This is a genomic window from Chryseobacterium lathyri (assembly GCF_030812195.1).
In the GTDB taxonomy this organism is placed as follows: Bacteria; Bacteroidota; Bacteroidia; order Flavobacteriales; family Weeksellaceae; genus Chryseobacterium; species Chryseobacterium lathyri_A.
The window spans coordinates 1,746,053-1,769,050 of record NZ_JAUSSF010000001.1 but is presented as its reverse complement, the minus strand read 5'-3'; the positions used below and the strand labels follow the sequence as shown (position 1 = coordinate 1,769,050).

At 36.9% G+C, this 22,998-nt stretch carries 25 protein-coding genes and 3 tRNA genes; 19 read left to right on the top strand and 9 right to left on the bottom strand.

The window, feature by feature from the left end; genetic code table 11:
- The first annotated feature begins 12 nt into the window (after window positions 1-12).
- The 12 genes from J2T03_RS07955 to J2T03_RS07900 all read left to right on the top strand — a co-directional run bounded on the left by J2T03_RS07955 (window position 13) and on the right by J2T03_RS07900 (window position 7,340).
- Window positions 13-504 carry a lipocalin family protein gene (locus J2T03_RS07955; RefSeq protein WP_306844304.1) on the top strand — a complete coding sequence of 164 codons (492 nt, stop codon included), beginning with the start codon at window positions 13-15 and terminating at the stop codon, window positions 502-504.
- A 23-nt stretch (window positions 505-527) separates the two neighbouring features.
- On the top strand, window positions 528-1,217 hold the full coding sequence (locus tag J2T03_RS07950) for an OmpA family protein (protein ID WP_306844305.1): 690 nt from the start codon (window positions 528-530) through the stop codon (window positions 1,215-1,217).
- 109 nt (window positions 1,218-1,326) lie between these two features.
- The gene (locus J2T03_RS07945) at window positions 1,327-2,214 is read left to right on the top strand and encodes a decaprenyl-phosphate phosphoribosyltransferase (protein ID WP_306844306.1); all 888 of its coding nucleotides are present in this window, start codon (window positions 1,327-1,329) and stop codon (window positions 2,212-2,214) included.
- On the top strand, window positions 2,211-3,530 hold the full coding sequence (locus J2T03_RS07940; RefSeq protein ID WP_307210508.1) for an FAD-binding oxidoreductase: 1,320 nt from the start codon (window positions 2,211-2,213) through the stop codon (window positions 3,528-3,530). Before J2T03_RS07945 ends, J2T03_RS07940 begins: the two co-directional genes overlap by 4 nt.
- Window positions 3,530-4,255, top strand: a complete 726-nt coding sequence (locus J2T03_RS07935; RefSeq protein WP_307210505.1) for an SDR family NAD(P)-dependent oxidoreductase — start codon at window positions 3,530-3,532, stop codon at window positions 4,253-4,255. The genes J2T03_RS07940 and J2T03_RS07935 overlap by 1 nt, the downstream gene beginning before the upstream one ends.
- A gap of 6 nt (window positions 4,256-4,261) precedes the next feature.
- Entirely contained in the window at window positions 4,262-4,849 is a 588-nt protein-coding gene (locus J2T03_RS07930; RefSeq protein WP_306844311.1) for an HAD family hydrolase, read from the top strand.
- A gap of 24 nt (window positions 4,850-4,873) precedes the next feature.
- Window positions 4,874-5,338: a hypothetical protein gene (locus J2T03_RS07925; protein ID WP_306844313.1), complete on the top strand. Its 465-nt coding sequence runs from the start codon at window positions 4,874-4,876 to the stop codon at window positions 5,336-5,338.
- A gap of 2 nt (window positions 5,339-5,340) precedes the next feature.
- Window positions 5,341-6,516 carry a cysteine desulfurase family protein gene (locus J2T03_RS07920; RefSeq protein ID WP_307210502.1) on the top strand — a complete coding sequence of 392 codons (1,176 nt, stop codon included), beginning with the start codon at window positions 5,341-5,343 and terminating at the stop codon, window positions 6,514-6,516.
- An 85-nt stretch (window positions 6,517-6,601) separates the two neighbouring features.
- Entirely contained in the window at window positions 6,602-6,919 is a 318-nt protein-coding gene (trxA, locus tag J2T03_RS07915; protein ID WP_047099031.1) for a thioredoxin, read from the top strand.
- A 133-nt stretch (window positions 6,920-7,052) separates the two neighbouring features.
- Window positions 7,053-7,126 (top strand) — tRNA-Asp (locus J2T03_RS07910).
- 33 nt (window positions 7,127-7,159) lie between these two features.
- Window positions 7,160-7,233 (top strand) — tRNA-Asp (locus tag J2T03_RS07905).
- Window positions 7,234-7,266: 33 nt separating this feature from the next.
- Window positions 7,267-7,340, top strand: a tRNA-Asp gene (locus J2T03_RS07900).
- Between the two features lie 77 nt (window positions 7,341-7,417).
- On the opposite strand, the gene J2T03_RS07895 is transcribed toward J2T03_RS07900, so the two are convergent.
- Entirely contained in the window at window positions 7,418-8,101 is a 684-nt protein-coding gene (locus J2T03_RS07895) for an aspartate/glutamate racemase family protein (protein WP_307210499.1), read from the bottom strand.
- A 366-nt stretch (window positions 8,102-8,467) separates the two neighbouring features.
- Here J2T03_RS07895 and J2T03_RS07890 point away from each other — a divergent pair, with 366 nt between their 5' ends.
- Window positions 8,468-8,743, top strand: coding sequence for a GNAT family N-acetyltransferase (locus J2T03_RS07890; protein WP_373426903.1), 276 nt, complete (start codon window positions 8,468-8,470; stop codon window positions 8,741-8,743).
- A 143-nt stretch (window positions 8,744-8,886) separates the two neighbouring features.
- Window positions 8,887-9,924, top strand: coding sequence for a L,D-transpeptidase (locus J2T03_RS07885; protein ID WP_306844323.1), 1,038 nt, complete (start codon window positions 8,887-8,889; stop codon window positions 9,922-9,924).
- Here the strand turns inward: J2T03_RS07885 and J2T03_RS07880 are convergent.
- The 3 genes from J2T03_RS07880 to J2T03_RS07870 all read right to left on the bottom strand — a co-directional run bounded on the left by J2T03_RS07880 (window position 9,917) and on the right by J2T03_RS07870 (window position 12,531).
- Window positions 9,917-10,444 carry a hypothetical protein gene (locus J2T03_RS07880; protein ID WP_307210493.1) on the bottom strand — a complete coding sequence of 176 codons (528 nt, stop codon included), beginning with the start codon at window positions 10,442-10,444 and terminating at the stop codon, window positions 9,917-9,919. The genes J2T03_RS07885 and J2T03_RS07880 overlap by 8 nt on opposite strands.
- Window positions 10,445-10,447: 3 nt before the next feature.
- Complete coding sequence (locus J2T03_RS07875) at window positions 10,448-11,770, bottom strand: PDZ domain-containing protein (RefSeq protein WP_307210491.1); 1,323 nt, start codon at window positions 11,768-11,770, stop codon at window positions 10,448-10,450.
- 122 nt (window positions 11,771-11,892) lie between these two features.
- On the bottom strand, window positions 11,893-12,531 hold the full coding sequence (locus J2T03_RS07870; RefSeq protein ID WP_307210488.1) for an alpha/beta hydrolase: 639 nt from the start codon (window positions 12,529-12,531) through the stop codon (window positions 11,893-11,895).
- A 224-nt stretch (window positions 12,532-12,755) separates the two neighbouring features.
- Between J2T03_RS07870 and J2T03_RS07865 the strand changes: the two genes are divergently transcribed.
- Window positions 12,756-13,178, top strand: a complete 423-nt coding sequence (locus J2T03_RS07865) for a hypothetical protein (RefSeq protein WP_306844330.1) — start codon at window positions 12,756-12,758, stop codon at window positions 13,176-13,178.
- Between the two features lie 48 nt (window positions 13,179-13,226).
- Here J2T03_RS07865 and J2T03_RS07860 read toward each other — a convergent pair whose 3' ends face one another.
- The gene (locus tag J2T03_RS07860; RefSeq protein WP_307210486.1) at window positions 13,227-13,871 is read right to left on the bottom strand and encodes a response regulator transcription factor; all 645 of its coding nucleotides are present in this window, start codon (window positions 13,869-13,871) and stop codon (window positions 13,227-13,229) included.
- A complete protein-coding gene (locus J2T03_RS07855; protein WP_307210484.1) occupies window positions 13,858-15,861 on the bottom strand; it encodes an ATP-binding protein in 2,004 nt (667 codons plus the stop codon). Before J2T03_RS07855 ends, J2T03_RS07860 begins: the two co-directional genes overlap by 14 nt.
- 323 nt (window positions 15,862-16,184) lie before the next feature.
- Between J2T03_RS07855 and J2T03_RS07850 the strand changes: the two genes are divergently transcribed.
- The gene (locus tag J2T03_RS07850) at window positions 16,185-16,685 is read left to right on the top strand and encodes a hypothetical protein (RefSeq protein WP_307210480.1); all 501 of its coding nucleotides are present in this window, start codon (window positions 16,185-16,187) and stop codon (window positions 16,683-16,685) included.
- Between the two features lie 147 nt (window positions 16,686-16,832).
- On the opposite strand, the gene tyrS is transcribed toward J2T03_RS07850, so the two are convergent.
- Window positions 16,833-18,128: a tyrosine--tRNA ligase gene (gene tyrS / locus J2T03_RS07845; RefSeq protein WP_307210477.1), complete on the bottom strand. Its 1,296-nt coding sequence runs from the start codon at window positions 18,126-18,128 to the stop codon at window positions 16,833-16,835.
- 145 nt (window positions 18,129-18,273) lie between these two features.
- On the opposite strand from tyrS, the gene J2T03_RS07840 reads away from it, so the two are divergent.
- Window positions 18,274-18,834 carry an RNA polymerase sigma factor gene (locus J2T03_RS07840; protein ID WP_306844339.1) on the top strand — a complete coding sequence of 187 codons (561 nt, stop codon included), beginning with the start codon at window positions 18,274-18,276 and terminating at the stop codon, window positions 18,832-18,834.
- A gap of 47 nt (window positions 18,835-18,881) precedes the next feature.
- On the opposite strand, the gene J2T03_RS07835 is transcribed toward J2T03_RS07840, so the two are convergent.
- Window positions 18,882-19,514 (bottom strand): hypothetical protein, encoded by a 633-nt coding sequence (locus J2T03_RS07835; RefSeq protein WP_306844341.1) that lies wholly within the window; start codon window positions 19,512-19,514, stop codon window positions 18,882-18,884.
- A gap of 114 nt (window positions 19,515-19,628) precedes the next feature.
- Between J2T03_RS07835 and lipA the strand changes: the two genes are divergently transcribed.
- The gene (gene lipA, locus J2T03_RS07830) at window positions 19,629-20,495 is read left to right on the top strand and encodes a lipoyl synthase (protein ID WP_306844343.1); all 867 of its coding nucleotides are present in this window, start codon (window positions 19,629-19,631) and stop codon (window positions 20,493-20,495) included.
- A gap of 128 nt (window positions 20,496-20,623) precedes the next feature.
- On the opposite strand, the gene J2T03_RS07825 is transcribed toward lipA, so the two are convergent.
- Complete coding sequence (locus J2T03_RS07825; protein ID WP_307210475.1) at window positions 20,624-21,484, bottom strand: AraC family transcriptional regulator; 861 nt, start codon at window positions 21,482-21,484, stop codon at window positions 20,624-20,626.
- Between the two features lie 194 nt (window positions 21,485-21,678).
- Here J2T03_RS07825 and J2T03_RS07820 point away from each other — a divergent pair, with 194 nt between their 5' ends.
- Window positions 21,679-22,878 carry an MFS transporter gene (locus J2T03_RS07820; RefSeq protein ID WP_307210472.1) on the top strand — a complete coding sequence of 400 codons (1,200 nt, stop codon included), beginning with the start codon at window positions 21,679-21,681 and terminating at the stop codon, window positions 22,876-22,878.
- Window positions 22,879-22,998 lie beyond the last annotated feature (120 nt).

Genomic DNA, 22,998 nt, shown 5'->3' with positions numbered 1-22,998 from the left:
ATAAACAACAAAATGAAAAAGTTACTACTTGCAGGGATGATAGGAACATCACTTTTTGCAGTGTCTTGTTCCTCAGTGAAAAAAGCAGAAACGTCACAAAACCAGAGAGCCGAATATTTAAAGTTAAAAGGCGACTGGCAGATTGTGAGTGTAGATTATGAAAAAGGGTTTAAAATCAAGCCTTTTGATGAAGGTGCAGATGCACAGTGTTTTGTAGGAAGTCATTGGAGATTGATTCCAAATAATTACACCGGTGCCTATACTTTAAACGGAGGTGGAGCTTGCCCAAGCCTTACACGTCCAATTAAATTTGAAGTAAAAGATGGCAATACTTTCTTGTTTAAAAAAATCGCTGAGGGAACTAAAGCTAAGGAAAATACTGTAGGATACTCTTTAACGATTACTAACCAGTCTACAGATCAGTTTTCACTTGTACAGAATGTTCCTTTCGACGGAAGTACAGTACAGGTTGTTTACAACTTCCAGAGAACAGGAATTAAATAATTATCAATATAAAAGATTAAAAAATGAAATTTAATAAAACATATATAGGAGCTCTTTTCTTATCGTCAGCATTATTACTAACAAGCTGTGAAGCTGTTCAGAATTCTAACCATCAGCAAAGAGGTACAGCAGTAGGTGTTGCATCAGGAGCGGTGATCGGAGGTATTTTGGGGAATAATGTTGGAAGTGGTAAAAACTCAGCATTAGGAGCAGTATTGGGAGGTATTATCGGTGGTGTTGCCGGTAATGTTATTGGTAACAAAATGGACAAGCAAGCTAAGCAGATTAAGGAAACTTTACCTGGAGCTGAAGTAGAAAGAGTAGGAGACGGTATCAAAATTACCATGAATGAAAGCATTGTAAACTTTGCTTTTGACTCTTCCAATTTAACTTCTATTGCTCAGACTAACCTTGATAAACTGGCTACAGTTCTTGTGGATAACCCGGATACCAATATCAATATTTACGGTCATACAGACAGCAAAGGTGCAGATGCTTACAACCTATCTCTTTCTCAAAGAAGAGCAGACGCTGTAAAAGCTTATCTGTCCGGAAAAGGAATTGCTTCCAGCAGAATGTTCACAAAAGGTGAAGGGGAAGCTATGCCTGTAGCTACTAATGATACAGATGAAGGAAGAGCTAAAAACAGAAGAGTGGAATTTGCTATTACCGCTAATGAAAAAATGATTAATGAAGCCAAGCAAGGGCAGTAATTAATTTAATTATATAAATATTTTCGTAAAAGACCGCCTCGGCGGTTTTTTTTGTATTTTTATGGTGTTAAACTTTGAATTCACTATTTTTGCAACCGAAATAGCATAAATGAAGAAATATCTTAAACTCCTCCGTGTAGAGCAATGGGTCAAAAACCTGTTTGTTTTCGTTCCTCTGTTTTTTTCTGGAAACATTACAAATCTAGACCTGCTTAGTAAAAGTATCTTTGCATTTATCATTTTTTCCCTTGCAGCAAGTGTTGTTTACATCCTGAATGACTATAATGATATTGAGGCGGACAGAAAGCATCCTGAAAAGAGAAGACGGCCTCTTGCCAGCGGAATAATTTCAAAATCCAGAGCTTTGGGAATTCTTACAGGGCTGATTATTGCTGACGTTGCCCTTGTACTTCTTGCCCAGTTTTATTTTCAAGAATCCTTATGGCCATTCGCCACAGTGATCGGACTTTATATTGCAGTCAATCTTGCCTATACCTTTAAACTTAAGCATGTTCCGATTATAGATATTTTTATTATTGCTGTAGGTTTTGTGCTGAGGGTTTTAGCTGGGGGCTATATTACAGAAATAGGTATTTCCCAATGGGCCATTTTACTGACTTTTGTGCTGGCATTGGTTTTAGCGATTGGAAAAAGACGAGGAGAGCTCATTAATGCACAGGTTTCGGGAAAAACAAGGAAAGCACTGGACGGATATAATGTGCAGTTTGCAGATATTGCGCTATCCATTTCGGTTACATTAGCCATTGTCTGCTATCTCATGTTTACCCTTTCGCCTGAAGTTCAGGCACGATTTCATGAGAGGGTCTTTTATACTGTCATATTTGTAGTCTTTGCTTTTTTAAGATATCTTCAGCAGACATTAGTGTATAACAGGACAGAATCTCCCACGAAAATTGTGTACAGAGACAGATATATCCAGATAACTTTAATACTTTGGGTAGCCGCATTCTTAATCCAGATTTATTTTAAAAAATGAAGCCGAATTTCATACAAAAAGTTACAAACTGGGGCAATTTCCCGGTGGTAGAAAAAGAAATAAGATCTGAGGACAGCTTCAAGAAAATAAAGGAATTTGTACTCAATCATAACGAAATTATTGCAAGAGGGAATGGAAGATGCTATGGTGATGCGTCCCTGGGAGAAACCATATTCTCAACAAAAAAGTTAAATAAATTTATCAGTTTTGACCGTCTCAACGGTATTATAGAATGTGAATCCGGAGTATTACTTTCAGATGTACTTGAAATTTCAGTGCCGCAGGGCTATTTTCTTTATGTAACTCCCGGAACAAAATTTATTACAGTGGGAGGAGCTATTGCTTCAGATATTCATGGTAAAAACCACCATGCAGAAGGCTGTTTTTCAGAATATGTCACCGAATTTAAGTTGATGACGGAAAACGGAAACATCATTACATGCTCCAGGGAAGAAAATTCAGATAAATTTTGGGCTACCATTGGAGGCATGGGGCTTACCGGAATCATTCTTACCGTAAAGTTTAAACTTAAAAATATAGAAACTGCTTACATCCGCCAGGAAAGCATAAAAGCAGAGAATCTGGACGAAATTTTCAGGCTCTTTGAAGAAAGCGAAAACTGGACGTATACAGTAGCCTGGATCGACTGTCTTCAGAAAGGCAAAAATTTAGGAAGAAGCATTTTAATGAGAGGTGAACATGCCTTTCAACATGAGCTTCCACAAAATCTGGCAAAACAGCCACTAAGACTGAAGAAAAAACTTCAACCTACCATTCCTTTTTATTTTCCGGGCTTTGTGCTAAATGCATTAACAGTGAAGATCTTCAATCTCCTGTATTATAAAAAACAGGCAAAAAAAGAAGTTAAATCATTCATTGATTATGAAACCTTTTTCTATCCTTTGGATGCAATCAATGACTGGAATAAGATCTACGGAAAAGCAGGCTTTATCCAGTATCAGATGGTTATCCCGAAGGAAACGGGAAAAGAAGGAATGAAACAGATTCTTGAGACCATTGCAGCAAGTGGGAACGGATCGTTTCTGGCTGTTTTAAAGCTCTTTGGAAAAAATAATCCTCAGGCTTATAATTCATTTCCTGTTGAAGGTTATACGCTAGCCCTCGATTTTAAGGTTAATTCAAAGCTGAAAAAGCTTGTTGAGAAATTAGATGACATCGTGCAGCAGTTCGGAGGAAGAATTTATCTTACGAAAGACAGCATGAGCAGATCTTCACTCACAAATTACCTTAAAAATATTCAAAGTTCAAAATTTGTGTCTTTACAGCACAAACGAATCATAAACAACAATTCATAATGATAGTTCTGGGAAGTACATCTGAGGTGGCACAGGCTTTTGTTGAAAAAGCCCTGCAGGAAGGAGAAAAGTTTGAAAAAATATATCTTTTCACTTCAAATAAAGAAACCACTGAAAGATTCGCGAGACATATTGATGTAAAGTTTCTACAGCAGTCTGAAGTGGTTGAAATTGATCTGATGAAAGAGATTGATTATAATACATTTGATCATGTCAGTTCAAATGTATTATTTTGTGCCGTAGGATATCTGGGAGAGGGAACCGAAGAGGGGCTTTATGATAACAGGAATACGGAAAGGATCATTAATATCAATTATTCAAAGCTGGTTCCCGTTATAAATTACTTTGCACAGAAGTTTGAAAGCAGAAGATCAGGAACCATCATCGGACTGTCGTCAGTAGCAGGAGACCGTGGGAGACAGAGTAATTTCATCTATGGAAGTGCAAAAGCGGCTTTTACAGCGTATCTTAGTGGACTCCGTAACTATATTTTTGATAAAAAAGTACATGTTCTTACCATAAAACCGGGGTTTATGGCTACAAAAATGACAGAAGGACTGCCTTTGAATCCTAAATTAACGGCGACACCAAGACAAGCTGCGGACTGCATTTATAAAGCATTCAAAAAACAGAAGAATGTGGCATATGTTTTGCCGGTATGGAGTATTATTATGATGATTATCAGGAATATACCTGAATTTATATTCAAAAAATTAAAGCTTTAGTAAAAAATGAAAAAATTGTATTGTTTTGATTTTGACGGAACCCTGACCTATAAGGATACTATGTTTATGTATCTTAAATTCTATGATTCTACCAAATTCCGGATACAATTTTTAAGACATGTTCCTCTTTTTATCCTGTTGAAACTGAAGCTTGCCGAGACTGAAAAAGTAAAGAAAAGTTTTATAGGATCTATTCTGAAAGGACAGACACAGGAAAAGATCGAAATGAAGTCCAGACAGTTTTTTGAGGAGCATTATCCAAAGATTGTAAGAGAAAATGCTCTTGACTTTATAAAAAATATCGATAGGAATAATACACAGAGCTTATTGGTAACTGCTTCTCTGGATATATGGGTGAAACCTTTTGCCGAAGAACTGAAAATGGAGCTTGTATCCACTCGTGCTGAGTTTAAAAACGGCATTTTTACGGGCAATTTCATTGGGAAAAACTGCAACGGAAAAGAAAAGCTTCTGAGAATAAAAGCCGAAATTCACGACTCTAAATACGATAAAATAATAGCTTTTGGAGATACTTCCGGAGACCGCCAGATGCTGAAATGGGCAAATGAAGGTCATTACCAATTTTTTCACTAATTTTGGATGGTAAAAATGTAAAAAATGAAAAGGCTGCTTATTTTATGTACTGCAATCATTATGAGCTGTGCAGCAACGCCGTCTCAAAAATCATCAGATATGCAGGAAAGTACTGAACTGCTTGTTTCCGAGTCGCAGGGAGGCACGGACAAACCTGGATTTAAGATAATTAAGGATGAACAGGAATTCCGTGATGTCATCAAAGGAAGTTTCGGTTTTGTTGAGTTGGGCAAAGAACCTTCCATAAACTATCCGAAATTTCCCAAAAACAAAAAGGTGGTTCTGTATAATATGGGAAGCTTCAGATCGGGAAGCCATACTGTTGGTACGATAAAAAGTACCTCTGTGAAAAATAATATCCTTTATGTGGAGGTTCCTGAAACAGCGTCAGGTGGAATGGAAATTCAGATGCTTTCAAACCCATGGTTTATTTTCGCTGTTCCTTCAGATTATCAATTTACCTCAGTAGAATTAAAATATTCAAAATAAAAATGAACAAAATATATTTAGATAACGCGGCCACAACTCCTCTTTCAGAAGAAGTCATAGATGCCATGGTTGGCACTATGAAAATGAATTTTGGAAACCCTTCTTCTACCCACAGTTTTGGGCAGGAAGCAAAAATCCTTATCGAAAACGTGAGAAGGCAGGTTGCAGAATATCTTCATGTAACACCTGCAGAAATTATCTTTACTTCGTGTGGTACGGAATCAAACAATATGATCATTAAATCCAGTGTAGAACACATGGGAGTTGAAAGGATCATCAGTTCGCCGCTGGAACACAAATGTGTTTCGGAAAGTATTCTGGATATGAAGGGCAGAAAGGGAGTAGAGGTAAACTACATCCGTCCTGATGAAAAAGGGGATATCGATCTTAATAAACTGGAAGAGCTGTTAAAAGCTTCAGATAAAAAGACTCTGGTAAGCTTAATGCATGCCAATAATGAGATTGGAAATATTATAGATATCAAAAAAATCGCTGAGCTTTGTAAAGCGAATAATGCCCTTTTCCATTCAGATACGGTACAGACGATGGCACATATGAATCTGGACTTTTCAGATATTCTGGTGGATTTTGCCTCATGCAGCGCCCACAAATTCCATGGCCCGAAAGGAGTAGGTTTTGCTTTTATCAGAAAAGCAACCGGAATGAAGGGAATTATCACAGGAGGGCCCCAGGAAAGAAGCCTGAGAGCAGGAACAGAGAATGTAAGCGGTATCGTAGGCCTTGGTAAAGCATTGGAGCTTTCTCTGAACCATATGGAAGAATATAGCAACCATATGCAGGAGATCAAAGACTATGCGATAGAAAGGCTTTCTGCTGTGGTTCCGGATATCAAATTCAATGGAAGAAGTGCAGAGAAGGAAAACAGTCTTTATACAGTTTTAAGTGCTTTACTTCCTTATAAAAATCCTTTGATCGGGCTCCAGCTTGATATGAAAGGAATTGCAATTTCCCAGGGCAGTGCCTGTTCTTCAGGAGCATCAAAGCCTTCCATGGTAATGATGATGGTTCTTACAGAGGATGAAATGGATCATTGTACGCCATTACGTATTTCATTCAGCCATATGACGACGAAAGCAGAGATAGATGCTTTGGCAACAGCTTTGGAAGAAATTTCAAAAGATTTTGCTATAGAAAAAACAAATGTTGAGCATAGATAGTCTTATTGCTTAAATATCGTAATTTTGAATATCCAATTAAGGATAGAAATAGAAATATAATATTAATTTAAATAAAAGAAACAAAATGGCTTTAGAAATTACGGACAGCTCATTTCAGGACACGGTTTTAAAATCAGATAAGCCGGTATTGGTAGACTTCTGGGCAGTATGGTGCGGACCATGCAGAACTTTAGGACCAATCATCGAAGAAGTAGCATCAGATTTTGAAGGAAAAGCAGTGGTAGGAAAAGTTGATGTAGACAACAACCAGGAAATTTCTATGCAGTATGGCATCCGAAATATCCCTACAGTTCTGATTTTTAAGAACGGCGAAGTGGTTGATAAATTAGTAGGCGTAACTCCAAAAGAAGTAATCGCTGAAAAATTAAGCGCACACTTGTAAAAAAATAACTTTGATAATGAATGCCTTCCAGTTTTGGGAGGCTTTTTTTTTACAAATAATTTGCAGGGAATGAAAAAAGGTGTAATTTTGCAATCACAAAAAAGAAACAACGTTCTTTACAATAACAGAAAATGATCCGGTAGTTCAGCTGGTTAGAATGCCGCCCTGTCACGGCGGAGGTCGCGGGTTCGAGTCCCGTCCGGATCGCAAAAGTTTTATAATTTACTTTTAAAAAAATTAGATCCGGTAGTTCAGCTGGTTAGAATGCCGCCCTGTCACGGCGGAGGTCGCGGGTTCGAGTCCCGTCCGGATCGCAGAAGTTTTGTCAATTTCTTTTAAAAAAAATTGATCCGGTAGTTCAGCTGGTTAGAATGCCGCCCTGTCACGGCGGAGGTCGCGGGTTCGAGTCCCGTCCGGATCGCAAGATCTTTCAAACCCCCTTCAAATATTTGAAGGGGGTTTTGTTTGCATAAATTTTATAGACATAAGAAAAAAATTCTACTGAGAAACAATATATTCCACAATAGCTTCACAATGTATTTTCGTAGTATCAAAAACAGGGATTTTAAAATCATCCTGACTAATTAACAACGGGATTTCCGTGCAACCCAGAATAATACATTCTGCACCATGGCTGATAAGATCTTCCACAATGGAGATATAATTGGTTTTAGTTTCAGGATTAATAAATCCTACTCCCAGTTCTTCTTTGACAGTATGCTGAATATAATCTCTCGTTTCCTGTTGTTCCGGAACCAGTGCTTCAAGTCCGTATTCCCGAAGCTTATTTTTATAAAAGTCCATTTCCATGGTGAATTTTGTTCCAAGCAGTCCGACTTTCTTAAACCGGGCTTTACATATTGCTTTTGCTGTTTCTGTCCCAATATGGAGGATTGGCAGTTGTATGGTATCTTGAAGCTCATCTGCAAATAGGTGAGCTGTATTTGCACATAAAACAATGCTGTCGGCTCCAGTGTTTTTAAGATGTTCACAGGCTTTCAGTAATAACTCAAAGGAATTGACCCATCCTTTTGCCTGGATGTCTCCGAAATTTAAAGAATATATCATGCATTCAGCGGCATTCAGACCTCCCAATCTGGCATTGACTCCCTCATTAATGAATTTATAATAATCCAAGGTAGATACCCAGCTTATTCCGCCTACCAGGCCTATTTTTTTCATAAGATTCTGTTATTTGTAGTTGATAATAAATCCAAAGACTTTTGAGCTGTAGCTCCCCTGTCTATAAGATGCCTAAGAAAAATTAAATATTCGTTGCCGTATGCCAGTGTTTTATTATTTTTTCCCGTAGGGTAAAACATCTAAGTACGTCTTCGATAATAAAAAAAATCATGGGGCAAAATTAAGAAAAAACAGATTCGAATCTAATATTTTCCTACAATACAGTATTCAAGGGGTGCAGACATCGAAAGACTTATTTTTTATCTCTATTTTTGTTAAATAACCTATCAATTCAAAATATGATCATAGAGAACAGTAATTATCAGGATATTGAAGAGATTTTCAGACTAAAATGCAGATCCTGCAATATATATTCACTGGATCGCTACCAGTCCTGAATTTAGAGGTCAAAACTTGGTTGCTGAAATTGTAAGCTGGGCAAAAACATATTCGAAGCAAAACCACAAGCAGTTCATAAGGATGGATACTGTTGGTGAAAATACTCCACTGATTAATTATTATAAGAAATGTGGATTTGATTTTCTTGGCTTGGTCAAGCTTGGAAATACTGACGGTCTTCCTGGGCGTTATCATAACGCTGAACTCAGTTTATTTGAAATTGATTTGTCAGATAGAAATTAGTAGCATAAAATCTATAGGCTACTGTCTGGAAGAAAAGTTTTCTTATACCGTTTTTTTACGGTATTTATTATAATGTCTTTTGGAATTCAAATTAAGGTCTGATATTTGCAATGGGTAACCAAACTAAATGACCTGTTTTATTTATGAAAAACATATTTGTGAAAAAATCATTTTTATATGCTCTTTTTTGTGCTGCAATGCTGATTTCATGTAAGAAAGAAATTGAAAAAATAAGTGATACTTTTAAAGATACAGTTTCTTCTTCAGAAGTTTCTGCTGTAGAAAAAGATTCCATTAAGAAAGATTCTGTTGTGGAAAAAGAATCTGTACCGCCGGCAATGCAGGAAAACGGTTTTTATAATGCTCTTGTCCTTCCCAAAGATAAAAAGCTAAGAGATTCCATCTATGCAGAATTCAGCAAAAAATATAGTGAGAAGGAACGTTATGCAATTTTGGCATTAAACAGGCTTGATTCTAAAAATAAATGGAATGCCGATACCTTGGTAGTTCCTGCAAAAATAGACACAACGCTTATGGAATATTCACCTTTTCCAATGCAGCTTGATCTATTGAGCGGGGTGAAAAAATTCGTGATCTTTTCCTATCCTATACAGGCTTACGGAGTTTATTCCAATGGCAGCCTTGTTAAATGGGGCCCAACAAGTATGGGAAAAAAAGCTGCGCAGACCACACGCGGACTTACTTTTGCCAACTGGAAAAAGAAGCTTTCGATTTCAACGGTAAGCAGCGAGTGGAAGCTTCCTTATAATTTTAATATTCATAATATCGGAGGGATTGGATGGCATCAGTATGATCTTCCCGGTTATCCGGCTTCACATTCATGCTTGCGTTTATTGATGAAAGATGCACAGTGGCTGTATTCTTACGCAGATACCTGGATTCTGAACCCCGGAGGTGCTACAACCAAAGCAAAAGGAACGCCTGTTATGGTATTCGGAGATTACAAATGGGGTGGAAGAAAACCATGGAGAAAACTTTTGGATGATCCTAATGCAAATAATATTTCAGTGGAAGAAATGACCAAGCTTTTGGAGCCTCATATTGATAAAATGATCAAGGAACAGGACAACAGGGAAAAGGTATCAGATTCTATTAAAGCAGCTAAAGCTATGGCAGTTCCAATCCAGGATGAAAAACCTGCGGAAGTTCCTGCTAACTGATTTTCTTTTCAAACTGTGACGTAGATTCTTCGGCAAACCTTCTCAGCTTAAGCATCTCTTCTCTGCCTTTGTACTGTCCGAATCTGGCCGCTGCATAGGTAAGAAAGATACAGAACAGCATAACAAATGAAGCGCTCAGGGCCCACGGGAACTCAGCGCTTTTTATCTGATTTTCCACATAATACATCGTAAAAAAAGTCATCCAGAGAATAGAAAAGGAAAAATAAAGGAACATAAAAAAAGTCCACACAGCAGAGCTGGGGCCGAATACTCCCCGTATGGCAGTTTCATCTTCTTCAATTTCTATCCGTAAAGACAGCCTTGGTTTCCAGTAATTGTCATATTCAGTTTTCACGTAGATCGTCGCTACCTCCTTATTTATATTTCCGGAAAATTCATCCTTATGGTCTGCAAGGTATTTTTTCAGGTTTTCCTCGTACTCTTCTTTAGTAAGATGCGTAAACATCTTGAACCTTGGGCGGGTTCTTATTTTATCTATTGTGCTTTCTTCGGTTTTCATATTTTAATCTTGATAGGGTATAGGATCTTCTAATACAAAATTAAAGGTCATTTCCTTATTCTTTCTCTGGATCACCATTGTGATATTTCTTCCTTCATCAGATTTCATCAGCCCTATGATCTTTTCCATGGTCATGTCGGAAGTCCGGCTTCCGTTGATGGTGATGACGCGGTCATCTTTTTTCAGTCCTGCTATAAATGCCGGAGAATCTTTCCTGACCCCTGCAACGGAAAAGATAGGTTTCAATGTAAATTTATATTGAAAATTATTGATTACGGTAGTCTCACTGTTTGTTTCCGATAATTTTTTAGGTTCTATTTTCACCCGGTCTTCCTGCCATTCCAGCCCGTCCTGCTTAAAGTCCAGCCCGCTCATATTAAAATGAAAAGGATCATCAAAGTTTCTGTTTTTTTTCAGGTATAGTTTCTCATCTTTATAATCGAAAACGACAGAAAATCTGCGCATTATTTCGCCCCCTACAGATCCTTTTCTATCTTTTACCAGATTGACATGCTGGATAGAATATTCATCAGGCATTGCTGTAAGTGGCTTTTCAAATTTAAAATCCCCGAGATAAAAATTATGAATACGGCTTCTTTTACCATAAATGTCTCCATTGAACCCGCGGCCCAGATAATCATCAATATTGGGTCTGTTGTACACAAAATCTTTGATAAGGGTAGGAAAGAGCCAAATGGCATCACTGTTACCGAGATCAATCAGCAGTTTTGAGCTTTTCTTTTCCCGGGTCATTTCTACATCAGCATTAATGTAGGGTTTGTCCTTTTCAATACTTATGGGAAGTATATCAAACTTTCGGACTTTTTTTTTGAATGCACTGGCATCCTGGTAGACTGTTATCTTTTTTGAGGTATAATCAATCGAAATAGGATGATTTTTGAAAAAATGATACCCGATAACCCCATTCACTGGAATTCCTATATGAGATGAAATATTAAATTCTTCATCAATGACAATAAACAAAAGCATGGAAGAATTAATAATATGATCACCTATTTTTGCAATATTACGGGCGGATTTAAAACCGTCTATACTTACATTTCCTCCAAGCCCTGAAAATTTGATTTTCTCAATATTCTCCAGCTTGATCTCTTTATTGTCCAGGCTGAAAAGAATGGTTTCTGCAATTCCGGTATCAAGCATAAAGGTAAGCTCAGCACCGTTAACATTGATGGGAATGAAGATAAGATTATTGATAAGTTTGAAAGGAATGACCGCTTTTTTGACGTTCACCAGCTCAAAAGAATTTTGTGCATCTATAAAAATGCTGAAGAATAATGCCAGTAAAAAAAGCTTAAGTTTCATTTACTGAATTTACTGAAATTATCCTTAATATCAATAAAAAAACACTCCAAAAACAGGAATGTTTGTATAAACTGCAATGAAGCAGTAAGATTGATTGAAAAATTATTTTAAATAGGCTGATGTTATTTTGAGAAGAAATCCATCAGATCCATATAGTTCTTCTGATTCACACCATGCCCGCTCATATACTCTCTGAACGTAAAATAACAGCTGAGGTCATAAAGAAGATCTGCCGCTTTTCTTCCCCATTCCATCGGGATAACAGCATCATCTGTTCCGTGTGATACAAAGAAACGGAGTCTTTCCAGCTTCTTTTTGTCTTTTACGATACCATCCAGAAGCTTATCCTCAGGATAGCTGCTTAAACATGCCACATAATTGAACAGATCGGGATGCTTTAAAGCTAAGGCATAACAAAGCATTCCGCCCTGGCTGAAACCGCATAAATGCACCTTGCCTTCGGTTATTCCATAATGATTGATAATTTTCAATATACTTTCGAGTGCTCCGTCTAAGGATTCCTTAGCCTGGGAAATGTCAATAAAGTTTTCAGGATTGTTGAAATCAATGTCAAACCAGGAATATCCTTCAAACTGGGTATCTCTGGGGGCCCTGAAACTTACAATAAGCCAGTCGGCGGGAAGAGTTTCCCTGAAGCTGAAAAGATCCTGCTCATTACTGCCATAGCCATGAAGCATGAAAAGGACGGTAGTATTTTGGGTGATATGTTCCGGTTCTCTTACTATATAATCTAAATTCATACAGCAAATATAATTAATAATTCATATTGTAAATTCAAAACTTAGGTCCGGGTTTTACACTTAATAACTGAGTTCAATACACACTCAAATATAGGCTGCTACTGTAATTGTGCTTTTTATTGATTTGATATTATTTAGAAAACTTTATTGGAAATTTTTCATAAAAGTTATTTTTATATTAATAAAAAACTTATATTTGAAACATTAAAAATCTATTTGGAGAAATGAAGCAATTTTACAAATCAAAAAGTTTACTTAGACTTTCTTTTTTATTCGTTTTATTATTTTCGGTAATTACTGTAGTGAATTCTTGTAAAAAGGATGACGACGACGAAGAATTCAAAGATCATGTTGTCCAGTTTGAAGTGAAAACAACTACCGGAGGAGTTATTAAAGCTATCGTAACACAGGTAGGAACATCTAAAACCGATATTTTCGATCCTGTAGGAACTGTTTGGACTAGTGGTGAATTTTTTGTGAATTCCAGCCAGGCACAGTTAAATCTTGATGCCAAAGCCGATCTTCCGGATGCTGATTCAGAATTGGTTGTAAATCTTTGGATAGATGGCGAAATCGTAAAAACCGATAAAAAAGTAGGAGCAGGGCCTATGGTAGCTTCCATTGATTACAGCTTCTTAGAATTGTAAGATATTTACTTATTATATAAATAGAAACCGCTTTTTAAGCGGTTTTTTTTATTTACTGTTTTCAATCATATTTTGTTGAATAGCAAGGCTGATGAGCTCGGTAGAATTTTTTGCCTGGAACTTCTGTAACAAATTTTTACGGTGAGTATCTACGGTAAGCGGGCTCAGAAAAAGTTCATCTGCAATGATCATGCTGGTTTTACCTTCAGCTACCATTTGTAAAATCTGTTTTTCTCTTTTCGTCAGTCTGGGAACCAGTAAATCATTTTGGGAAGGTTTGCTGATAATTTGCTTAGTCTCATTGCAGAAAACGATATTTCCGGAATAGGCCCCCTCAATACATACCACTAGCTCATTTATAGACGTGTTTTTAAGAATATAGCCGCTGGCACCGTTTTGTATAGACTGCATGATAATACTTCTTTCAGAACGGTTACTGAACATGATTACTGAAGTATCCGGCGATATTTTTTTTATTTCCCTGCAAAGTTCTGTACCGTTGGCATCGGGCAGGGTAATATCCAAAAGGATAATATCCACCCTATGGTTCATAATAAAATCAATGATCTCCGAGCCCGAAGTAAAACTTCCGGAAACAGTGAACCCAAGCTGGCTGTTGAGCATCATTTTTAACCCTTCGATGACAATAGGGTGGTCATCTACAATGACAATATTTATTTTATGAGACTGCATGGGTATTTAATTCAATATTAATAGTTGTTCCTTCATCATCCGAATTGATCTCCATTTTGCCTTTAAGATAATCTACTCTGTTCTTAAGATTATGAAGGCCCATACTTTGAGATTTCCTGTAATCTTCTTCTTTAAATCCTTTTCCGTTATCTTCTACGGTGATCATGAAGTTCTCATCAGATTGTGAGCATTGCAGCAGTATATTGGTAGCTCCCGAATGTTTAACGGAGTTGGCCAATAATTCCTGCGCAATTCTGTAAATATTAAGCTGTATGGATAAAGGAGTATTTTTGCTAATGTTAATAGGCTGAAAATCTACCTTAAGATCTTTTCGGATGTAGAACTCGCATAGATCTTTAAGGGCGGTTTCCAGCCCGAAGCTCAAAAGGGATTCCGGCATCAGGTTTCTGGCCACATGCCTCAGTTCGGTAACTGAATTATCCAGTTGGTTTAAAATTTTGTAGAAATCTTTATGCCGGTCTGCTTCAAGATGGGTTGAAGACCATGTTGAAAAATTTATTTTAACTCCGGCGAGCATTCCGCCGAGGCCGTCATGAAGATCTTTGGCAATACGGGCTCTTTCTCTTTCTTCTCCTTCCAAAATAGCTTTTGTAAGGGCTAGTTCTTCCCTTTGCTGAATTTCTTTTATTTCCTGCTGAAGATTTACTTCGCGCTGTTCCGAAATTTTTTTATTCTTTTTGAAATTTAAAAAACCTAAAATAATAAAGCCTGCTGATAACAGGGAAGCAAGTCCCAGAATCCACATGTATTTGTTTTTTTTGCTGATCTCCAGCTGCTTTTGTACTAATTCTTTATCCCTTTCAGATTTTCTGTATTTTGCTTCAAGAACAGCAATATTTTTATGAATAGAAACAGTATTGAGACTGTCAAAGGAATTTATATATCGTTCAGCATACAGGTTGGCTTTAGTGGTATCTTTTAGTGCGATGTAGTTTTTGGAAAGTTCTTTTAAAACCTCTTGCTTGTTTTTCTGATAGGGAGTACTGGCATAAACTTCTTTAAAAATCTTATTGGATTTGCTATAGTTTTTCAGTTCATTGTTAAGCTGTCCTTCAAACAGCTTTATTCTTTCTGCAATAACTGTATTTTTATATTTTTCGGCATTGCTTAATCCTTTGGCAAAAAGCTTTACCGCCTCCGGATAATTTTTTTGCTTCATGTGGTAATACCCTAAAGTGCAGTAATAGAGTGAATAAAAATTGGATTCCGGATAGTCTTTTATGATGGCATAGGTTTTCTCTAATTCTGCATTTGCCTGAGACATTTTGTTTTCTCTCATCAGAGCATCTGCCTTAAACAAAACAACTTCTCCCTTAATAGCTTTGGACTGTGCTGTTTGTCTTTTCAGTTTATTGATAGAATTTTCAGCTAAGTTCATATATTCTATTGCTTTGGGATAGTCCTTTGAGTTATAGAACAAGATGCCTATACTTTTGTATAAAGCCCCTGTAAGCTCATAATCTTTCAGGGATTTGGCTAGCGGGATTGCTTTATTCGTGATGATGTTCATAGACTCTACTTCCTTATTCTGAATCATCTTGAATAATGCTTTATTCTGAAACATGATGATCCTTATTTTTTTGGCTTCATTACTGTTATATTTTTTCAGAAGTGATTCTATGTTTGTGAAATCTTTTTCAAGAAGATTGACGGCATCGGGCTTTGCATAGTTTATAATGGACTGATAATAAAGCCCTATATCCCTGTACACAGGACTGTTATACGAATTTTCCAGGCCTTGTTTCAGGTATTTTTGATAATTTTCAATATCCTGTTTGGTAAAATAAGTTGCGGCAATCTGATAGGACTTAATGGCTTTTACCGTATCAACAGTTTCATTATTGGCAGCCAGGACCAAACTATCAAAATTATTATTCTTTTTCTCCAGAGAATAAAAATAAAGAGATTGTGCCTCAATATTGAGTATGCCGAAAAACGAGATTAATAATACGAGTAATTCTTTTTTCATGCTTTTTGTGTAATCATGATTTATATTATAAATATTTTATGAATTTATTAAAAAAAACAATATGTGTCTGTAATGTACTTCATTTTTTTAAAGTAGCTATTGGGTGATAAGTGTGAAATACCTAAAAATAGGTAGATCTAAATACTGTTTTCTATGTATTGTTCCTTCCGGGCATACAGGGTAGTTTTGTAATACACATCCGAATAAACTTTGAAGAGTGGAATGGGTGAAATAAAAAAATAAAAACATTGCAAAATTTGATGAAAAAATATAGAAATAAAATGCAGATAAGAATTAGTTTATAAATTAATAATATGAGAATTATGAAAAAAATCAGTTTACACGGAACACTCAGAAATGCAGTTGCTTTTTTAATGACAGCGCTTCTTTTGGGCTTTGTATCTTCATGCAGCAAAGATGATGACGATGGTGATGCAGGAGGAGGAGCTGTAAGTGAGGGCGCCAATTATAAAATAACTGTTACTTTGAATGGGGTAAATTCTACCGATGATTATGTTTCGGTAGTTGCTTCAGGAAGTGATCATCAAAATAACAGTTCCATATGGAAAATTAATGGGACTGTTCAAAACGGACAAACAGCTGTAGGATTAAACGACAATAGTTTTGCCGGTTCTACCCAAACCTATATTATTGAGACCAATTCCCCTATTGCAGCCTTGTCAGCTTCAATTCAGGTTGTCAACTTCAATTCTTCTATTACAGGAACGTATAAAATAGAAAAGAACGGCACAACAGTAGTTAATGAAAACATTAATTTAACGACCAACGGGGCCGATTTTACAAAGCAGTATTCATTCAATTAAATGATTATTTATATACAGTAAGGCTTTAATAATTTTTATCTTTATTTGTTTTCAAAGATGAAGTAACCTTTTCAGATTGAAAATTTTGTATTAAAAAGAGCGGCTTTGGTTCCAAAGCCGCTCTTTTTAAATATTATTTAAAGATTTTTACTGTACTTTCACAATAAAGTAACTTTTCTTACCTTTTTGAAGCAGTAAGAACTTACCGTCGATAAGATCGCCTTCATTGGCTGTATAAGTATCATTTACCTTTTCTTTGTTTACAGAAATTGCATTCCCTTTGATCTCTCTTTGAGCCTCACTTTTAGACTTTAAGAATCCTGATTTCTCTGAAAGAAGATCAACAATACTCATTCCCAGAACATCAGCTTTTGCAATTTCTTTTTGCGGAACACCATCAAAAACCTCCAGGAACGTTTCCTCGTCAAGACTTACAAGGTCTTCAGCTGTAGAACGTCCGAAAAGAATTTCTGAAGCTTTAACCGCTTTTTCATACTCATCTCTTCCGTGTACCCATACCGTTACTTCTTCAGCTAGTCTCTTTTGAAGTTTTCTTTCGTGAGGAACTGTTTTATGTTCTTCAATTAAAGCTTCAATTTCTTCCCTTCCAATGAATGTGTAGAATTTAATAAATCTTTCTGCATCTTCATCCGTAGCATTCAACCAGAACTGGTAGAATTTGTATGGTGATGTTTTCTTTTTGTCCAGCCAATAATTTTCTCCGCTTTCAGACTTCCCGAATTTAGAACCGTCAGCCTTAGTAATTAAAGGGACCGTTAATGCAAACGCTTCTCCCTGGGCTTTTCTTCGGATGAGTTCAGTACCTGTTGTGATGTTTCCCCACTGGTCAGAACCTCCCATCTGAAGCTTCACATTATTATTTTGGTACAGATGAAGGAAGTCATATCCCTGGATAAGCTGGTAAGTGAATTCAGTAAAACTCATGCCGTCTGCTCCGCCATCTCCTGAAAATCTTTTCTTTACAGAGTCCTTCGCCATCATATAATTAACGGTGATGTTCTTTCCTACGTTTTTAGCAAAATCAAGGAAAGAAATATTCTTCATCCAGTCGTAATTGTTGACTAATTCCGCTTTAGTGGGACCATTGCCGTCAAAATCTAAAAATCTTGAAAGCTGGTTCTTTAAACAGTCCACATAATGAAGAAGAGTGGCTTCATCCAGCAGGTTTCTCTCTGCAGATTTCCCTGAAGGATCTCCGATCATTCCTGTAGCACCACCCACCAAAGCGATTGGTTTGTGTCCGTGCTGCTGGAAATGTGCTAAAATTTTGATCTGGATAAGGCTTCCGATATGCAAAGAATCAGCAGTCGGGTCGAAACCAATATATGCAGTAGTTACCTCTTTATTCAGTTGTTCATCGGTTCCTGGCATCATATCGGCAAAAAGACCACGCCATTTTAGTTCTTCTATAAAGGAATTCATCTATAATTTTCTTTAAAATTTTACGATGCAAAGATAGTAAATTCAGGAGTATAGAGAATAGATGTCAGAACGTAAAAAAATTCAAGGATAAAAAGGCCTGTCTGCACCTTTGTGCTTTCACTTAAAAAAATTATATTTGTTAATAATGAACGACGAACAGCTATTTCTGCTTATTCAAAAGGCAAAAGAGAAGGACCAGAAGGCCCAGACAAGACTCATCAATGTATTTTGGGTGGATGTTTTTTCTTTTGTTATGAAAAAAGTGAAAGATGAAAATGATGCAGATGAGATTACGGTGAATGTTTTTTCCAAAGTGCTGTCGAAGCTGGATATGTATGATCCTCATTTTCAGTTTAAAACTTGGATATTAACGATTGCCCAGAATACAGTCATCGATTTCTGGAGAAAAAGAAGCCGTGAAAACCAGGATCCTACCGAAAATCTTGATGAGGTTAAAAATCAGTTTGCAAAATCTCCGGAAGAGCTGATGATCTCCAATGAAGAGCAGAAAAAAATCATCAAGACCATTGAGTCGCTGGATGCCAATTACCAGGACATTATCAAACTAAGATTCTTCGAAGAAAAAAGCATCAAAGAAATTGCAGAAGAGCTCGGAATTTCCGTTGCCAATACCAAAGTAAGGGTGATGCGCGCCAAGAAAGTTCTTGCTGAGCTGCTGAAAAATAATGAATTTGATGATAATTAGTAAGGGATTGGCTCTTCAAACTTAAATTGAAGCTCAAATCTTAATCTTTACAAATAAACTTCCTCCTTTGTTTTAGGAAGAATAATTTTCCTTGGTTCCTTTTGATTCCTGTTCTGCAGATCTATTTTCAATCCTTTTTTAATATAGGTTTCCTGTTTGGATTTACCATATTCAGCAGTATTTTCAACCTCTTTTTTATAATTGAGCTGCCCTGTGGAAAGATTAAAGTCTATATCTGTCCAATAATCTCCCGGTCTTCCATATGTTGAAGAATGGCCAATCAGTTCAAAATGCCCGTTCTGAAATCTGTATTTGTCTGTGTAGTCCCATTTCCAGCTGCTTCCGCCTGCCTGGGTGATATTCAGGATTCCCTTTTCAATAGTTGTTCCCTGGTAGGGATCACCCATCATTCCTCCACCGGCACTTTCAAGAATGGCATTTCTTGATTTACTCAGGATCATCCATGTTCCGCCACTTTTTTTCTGAATCTGGATTTCACGGATCTTACCCAATTCACCTTCATCTGCTGTTGTATAAATAACCACTCTTTCAGGAATTTTATCACCGTCCAGATCGCCTTCCACAGTTTCAATAATCTCTGAGCCGGCAGGCTGAAGTTCTTTCTGAGCAAAGCAAAACGTACTGATAATAACGGATAGAGTAAATAGGATCTTTTTCATGGCTTAAATTTGGTGTTTAAAATTACAATTATATTTTGAATTATCTGTTCCATCAATATTTCCAGTAGATGGTTTCCATTAAAAATTCCTTAACTTTGAGCTTCAATTTTAGAGATGGAAAATTTAGTTCAAGATACTACCGTTCAAAAACCAAAGTGGATCCGCGTAAAACTTCCTACCGGAAAGAATTACAGAGAGCTTAGGACTTTGGTCGACAAATATAAATTAAATACCATATGCCAGAGCGGAAGCTGTCCGAATATGGGAGAATGCTGGGGAGAAGGAACGGCAACGTTCATGATCTTAGGAAATATCTGTACAAGAAGCTGCGGATTCTGTGGTGTAAAAACAGGAAAGCCGCTTGATGTTAATTGGGATGAGCCAGAAAAAGTGGCACGTTCTATTAAATTAATGAAGATCAAGCATGCTGTTCTTACCTCTGTAGACCGTGATGATCTGAAAGACATGGGTTCTATTCTTTGGGCTGAAACGGTAAATGCGGTAAGAAGAATTTCTCCAGGAACCACCATGGAAACACTTATTCCGGACTTCCAGGGGCTTACCAAACATATTGACAGGCTGGTAGATGTAGCTCCTGAAGTGATCTCTCACAATATGGAAACTGTAAAACGCCTGACAAGAGAAGTTAGGATTCAGGCTAAATATGAGAGAAGCTTAGAAGTATTGAGATACTTAAAAGAAGCTGGCCAGAGAAGAACAAAAACAGGTGTAATGCTTGGTTTGGGTGAGACTAAAGATGAAGTTTTTCAGACCATTGAGGATATCAGAAATGCCAACGTAGATGTCATTACGCTTGGTCAGTATCTTCAGCCTACTAAAAAACATCTGCCGGTAAAAAAATTCATTACACCGGAAGAGTTTGATGAACTTGGAGATTTTGCAAGAAGCTTAGGCTTCAGACATGTGGAAAGCTCACCATTGGTAAGAAGTTCCTACCATGCTGAAAAACATATTCATTAAAAATATAACCGCTTCAGAAATGAGGCGGTTTTTTTATCTTTCTAATTAAAATATTAAAATTTCAGCACAAAAAAATCTGTGCTATTCGTGCAATCAGTGTGAATAAAATATTAAATATGAAACGCATATTAGTTTCTCACCTCGATATTCTTCAAATGCTTTTTCCTGAATTCTGACGGTGTTTCACCTGTATGCTGCTTGAAAAGCTTATTAAAATAGGACAGGCTCTCAAAACCTACCTGGAAACAAACCTCTGTTACTGAATAATCCTTTAGCAGAAATATCTTAGCCTGATTGATCCTGTAATTATTAACAAAATCCGTGAACGTCATATTCGTCTGCTTTTTAAAATAACGGCAGAAAGCAGGAGTGCTAAGGCCTACAATCTTTGCAATTTCGTTGACATTCGGTTTTTTATCATAATTTCCGTGGATGTAATCGTAGATAGTTCCCATTCTGATCTTGTCATTAAGAAACCATTTTATCCTGGTATCTTCCTTATTCAGTTCTTTTACTTCATCTGAGTCAGCAAGGATTTGCAGAATTTCAATCAGTCTTATGAGTGAATCAAAAGAGTTTTTATCTTTGATCTCATGAAGTTTTTCGACAACCTTTTTTTTTGTTTCTCCGGAAAATGAAAGCCCTAAATAAGACTTTTCCAGAAGTTTCTTAATGGTATCAAACTCAGGAACGTGAACAATGATATCCTGAAGAAAATTCTCTCTCATCTGAAGCACCAATTGTCTGCATTCCGTCTGGATACCATAATCAAAATTAAGATGAGGGACATTGGACCCTATCAGAAGCAGATCGCTTTCTGTAAAAACAGAAATATCTCGTCCCACATGGCGGATCCCATTAATAGCTTCTACATAAACAAGTTCTATTTCCGGGTGATGGTGCCAGAAAAAACAGTTCTTTAAAGACGGTGAAAAAAGCTTAAAAGACTTCCCGCTTTCAAATTCTATGACTTCTTTCTGGATTTTCATCTTGTTCTTATTTGATTGATTCTGATTTTAAATTTACGTAAAAAGGTTAATATGGAGCAAATTTTTATCATTTCAAGAGAAGTGAAAGCCGATATTTCTTGCGAATTTTGCACTTTCAAAGTAAAGATGGCAAGCTGTTTTTATTTTTCAGAAAAAATCATTTAAAATTAATTCGAAAAAGAAGTTTACTGACAATGAAGATTGATAAAAGAATAATACCGTTAGCCATAGGCGGCCTGGGGATAGGGACTACGGAATTTACCGTAATGGGACTGCTCCCTGATATTGCCAACACCTTAAAAATTACCATTCCCGAAGCAGGGCACCTCATCTCGGCCTATGCGATGGGAGTGGTGATTGGGGCTCCGATCCTGATTGGGTATTCCGTGAAATTTCCGCCTAAAAAAGTGCTGATGGTTTTAATGATCCTTTTCACATTATTTAACGGACTTTCCGCGGTGGCTCCTGATTATACGAGTATGCTGATCATTAGATTTATGTCTGGACTTCCTCATGGTGCGTTCTTCGGAGTAGGAACGGTAGTAGCATCCCGTATGGCAGGGAAAGGGAAGGAGGCATTTTATATATCCTTAATGTTTACAGGGCTTACAGTAGCAAATTTGATTATGGTTCCGCTGGTCACTTATATCGGACATGTTTACCATTGGAAACTGTATTTTGCAATTGTAGCATTAATAGGCCTTTTTGCCATATTATTCCTGAAATTATGGCTTCCTGCCATAGAATCCAATCAGGATACCCACTTTCTGGAAGAATTGAAATTTCTTAAAAATAAGCAATCATGGCTGGTTTTAGGAATTACAGCGATTGGATTTGGAGGGCTTTTCACATGGCTCAGTTATATTACTCCTTTAATGACGATAGTGGCGGGAATCCAAAGCAATCAGATGGCGTATGTGATGATCCTTGCCGGTGCCGGAATGGTTGTTGGAAACCTTGCCGGAGGATTTATTTCCGACAGGCTCGGGCCTGAAAAAACATGTGCATTACTGATCTTTCTGATGATGATTTCTTTGGGAGGGGTATTTTTCTTTGCAGATAACCAGAATATAGCATTAGTACTGACATTCATCTGCGGAGCACTGTCGATGTCCGTTGCCGCACCTATTAATATCATGATGATGAAAGCGGCTCCAAAAAGTGAAATGATGGCTGCGGCATTTATGCAGGCTGCGTTTAATATTGCCAATGCGATGGGAGCATTTCTGGGTGGAATTCCTTTGGAATATGGGTTTTCCTTCAAATATCCTTCGTTAGTAGGAGTTGGAATGACATTCATTGGTCTGCTAATAAGCTTGAGATACAGATATCTGTATGGTAAAGAAGCTCCTAATGATGAAACAGTGATAGAATGTGTGCCTTGTGAAAAGTAAATATTAACTGAGATTAAGTTTCATTAAAATTACTTAAGATTCACATCAAAAAATGTGTAAATAAAGCATTTTACAGATTTAGATCAACTGTATATATACAAAAGAGGCTTTGTTCAGCAG

Bases quoted from the DNA above. Each gene is read 5' to 3' on its own strand.
- J2T03_RS07895 (WP_307210499.1), bottom strand. From the start codon at position 8,101: ATGAAAAAAATAGGCCTGGTAGGCGGAATAAGCTGGGTATCTACCTTG.
- J2T03_RS07930 (WP_306844311.1), top strand. From the start codon at position 4,262: ATGAAAAAATTGTATTGTTTTGATTTTGACGGAACCCTGACCTATAAG.
- J2T03_RS07935 (WP_307210505.1), top strand. From the start codon at position 3,530: ATGATAGTTCTGGGAAGTACATCTGAGGTGGCACAGGCTTTTGTTGAA.
- J2T03_RS07860 (WP_307210486.1), bottom strand. From the start codon at position 13,871: ATGCAGTCTCATAAAATAAATATTGTCATTGTAGATGACCACCCTATT.
- trxA (WP_047099031.1), top strand. From the start codon at position 6,602: ATGGCTTTAGAAATTACGGACAGCTCATTTCAGGACACGGTTTTAAAA.
- J2T03_RS07925 (WP_306844313.1), top strand. From the start codon at position 4,874: ATGAAAAGGCTGCTTATTTTATGTACTGCAATCATTATGAGCTGTGCA.
- J2T03_RS07850 (WP_307210480.1), top strand. From the start codon at position 16,185: ATGAAAAAAATCAGTTTACACGGAACACTCAGAAATGCAGTTGCTTTT.
- J2T03_RS07885 (WP_306844323.1), top strand. From the start codon at position 8,887: ATGAAAAACATATTTGTGAAAAAATCATTTTTATATGCTCTTTTTTGT.
- lipA (WP_306844343.1), top strand. From the start codon at position 19,629: ATGGAAAATTTAGTTCAAGATACTACCGTTCAAAAACCAAAGTGGATC.
- J2T03_RS07870 (WP_307210488.1), bottom strand. From the start codon at position 12,531: ATGAATTTAGATTATATAGTAAGAGAACCGGAACATATCACCCAAAAT.
- J2T03_RS07920 (WP_307210502.1), top strand. From the start codon at position 5,341: ATGAACAAAATATATTTAGATAACGCGGCCACAACTCCTCTTTCAGAA.
- J2T03_RS07855 (WP_307210484.1), bottom strand. From the start codon at position 15,861: ATGAAAAAAGAATTACTCGTATTATTAATCTCGTTTTTCGGCATACTC.
- J2T03_RS07950 (WP_306844305.1), top strand. From the start codon at position 528: ATGAAATTTAATAAAACATATATAGGAGCTCTTTTCTTATCGTCAGCA.
- J2T03_RS07820 (WP_307210472.1), top strand. From the start codon at position 21,679: ATGAAGATTGATAAAAGAATAATACCGTTAGCCATAGGCGGCCTGGGG.
- tyrS (WP_307210477.1), bottom strand. From the start codon at position 18,128: ATGAATTCCTTTATAGAAGAACTAAAATGGCGTGGTCTTTTTGCCGAT.
- J2T03_RS07835 (WP_306844341.1), bottom strand. From the start codon at position 19,514: ATGAAAAAGATCCTATTTACTCTATCCGTTATTATCAGTACGTTTTGC.
- J2T03_RS07945 (WP_306844306.1), top strand. From the start codon at position 1,327: ATGAAGAAATATCTTAAACTCCTCCGTGTAGAGCAATGGGTCAAAAAC.
- J2T03_RS07875 (WP_307210491.1), bottom strand. From the start codon at position 11,770: ATGAAACTTAAGCTTTTTTTACTGGCATTATTCTTCAGCATTTTTATA.
- J2T03_RS07880 (WP_307210493.1), bottom strand. From the start codon at position 10,444: ATGAAAACCGAAGAAAGCACAATAGATAAAATAAGAACCCGCCCAAGG.
- J2T03_RS07825 (WP_307210475.1), bottom strand. From the start codon at position 21,484: ATGAAAATCCAGAAAGAAGTCATAGAATTTGAAAGCGGGAAGTCTTTT.
- J2T03_RS07840 (WP_306844339.1), top strand. From the start codon at position 18,274: ATGAACGACGAACAGCTATTTCTGCTTATTCAAAAGGCAAAAGAGAAG.
- J2T03_RS07940 (WP_307210508.1), top strand. From the start codon at position 2,211: ATGAAGCCGAATTTCATACAAAAAGTTACAAACTGGGGCAATTTCCCG.
- J2T03_RS07865 (WP_306844330.1), top strand. From the start codon at position 12,756: ATGAAGCAATTTTACAAATCAAAAAGTTTACTTAGACTTTCTTTTTTA.
- J2T03_RS07955 (WP_306844304.1), top strand. From the start codon at position 13: ATGAAAAAGTTACTACTTGCAGGGATGATAGGAACATCACTTTTTGCA.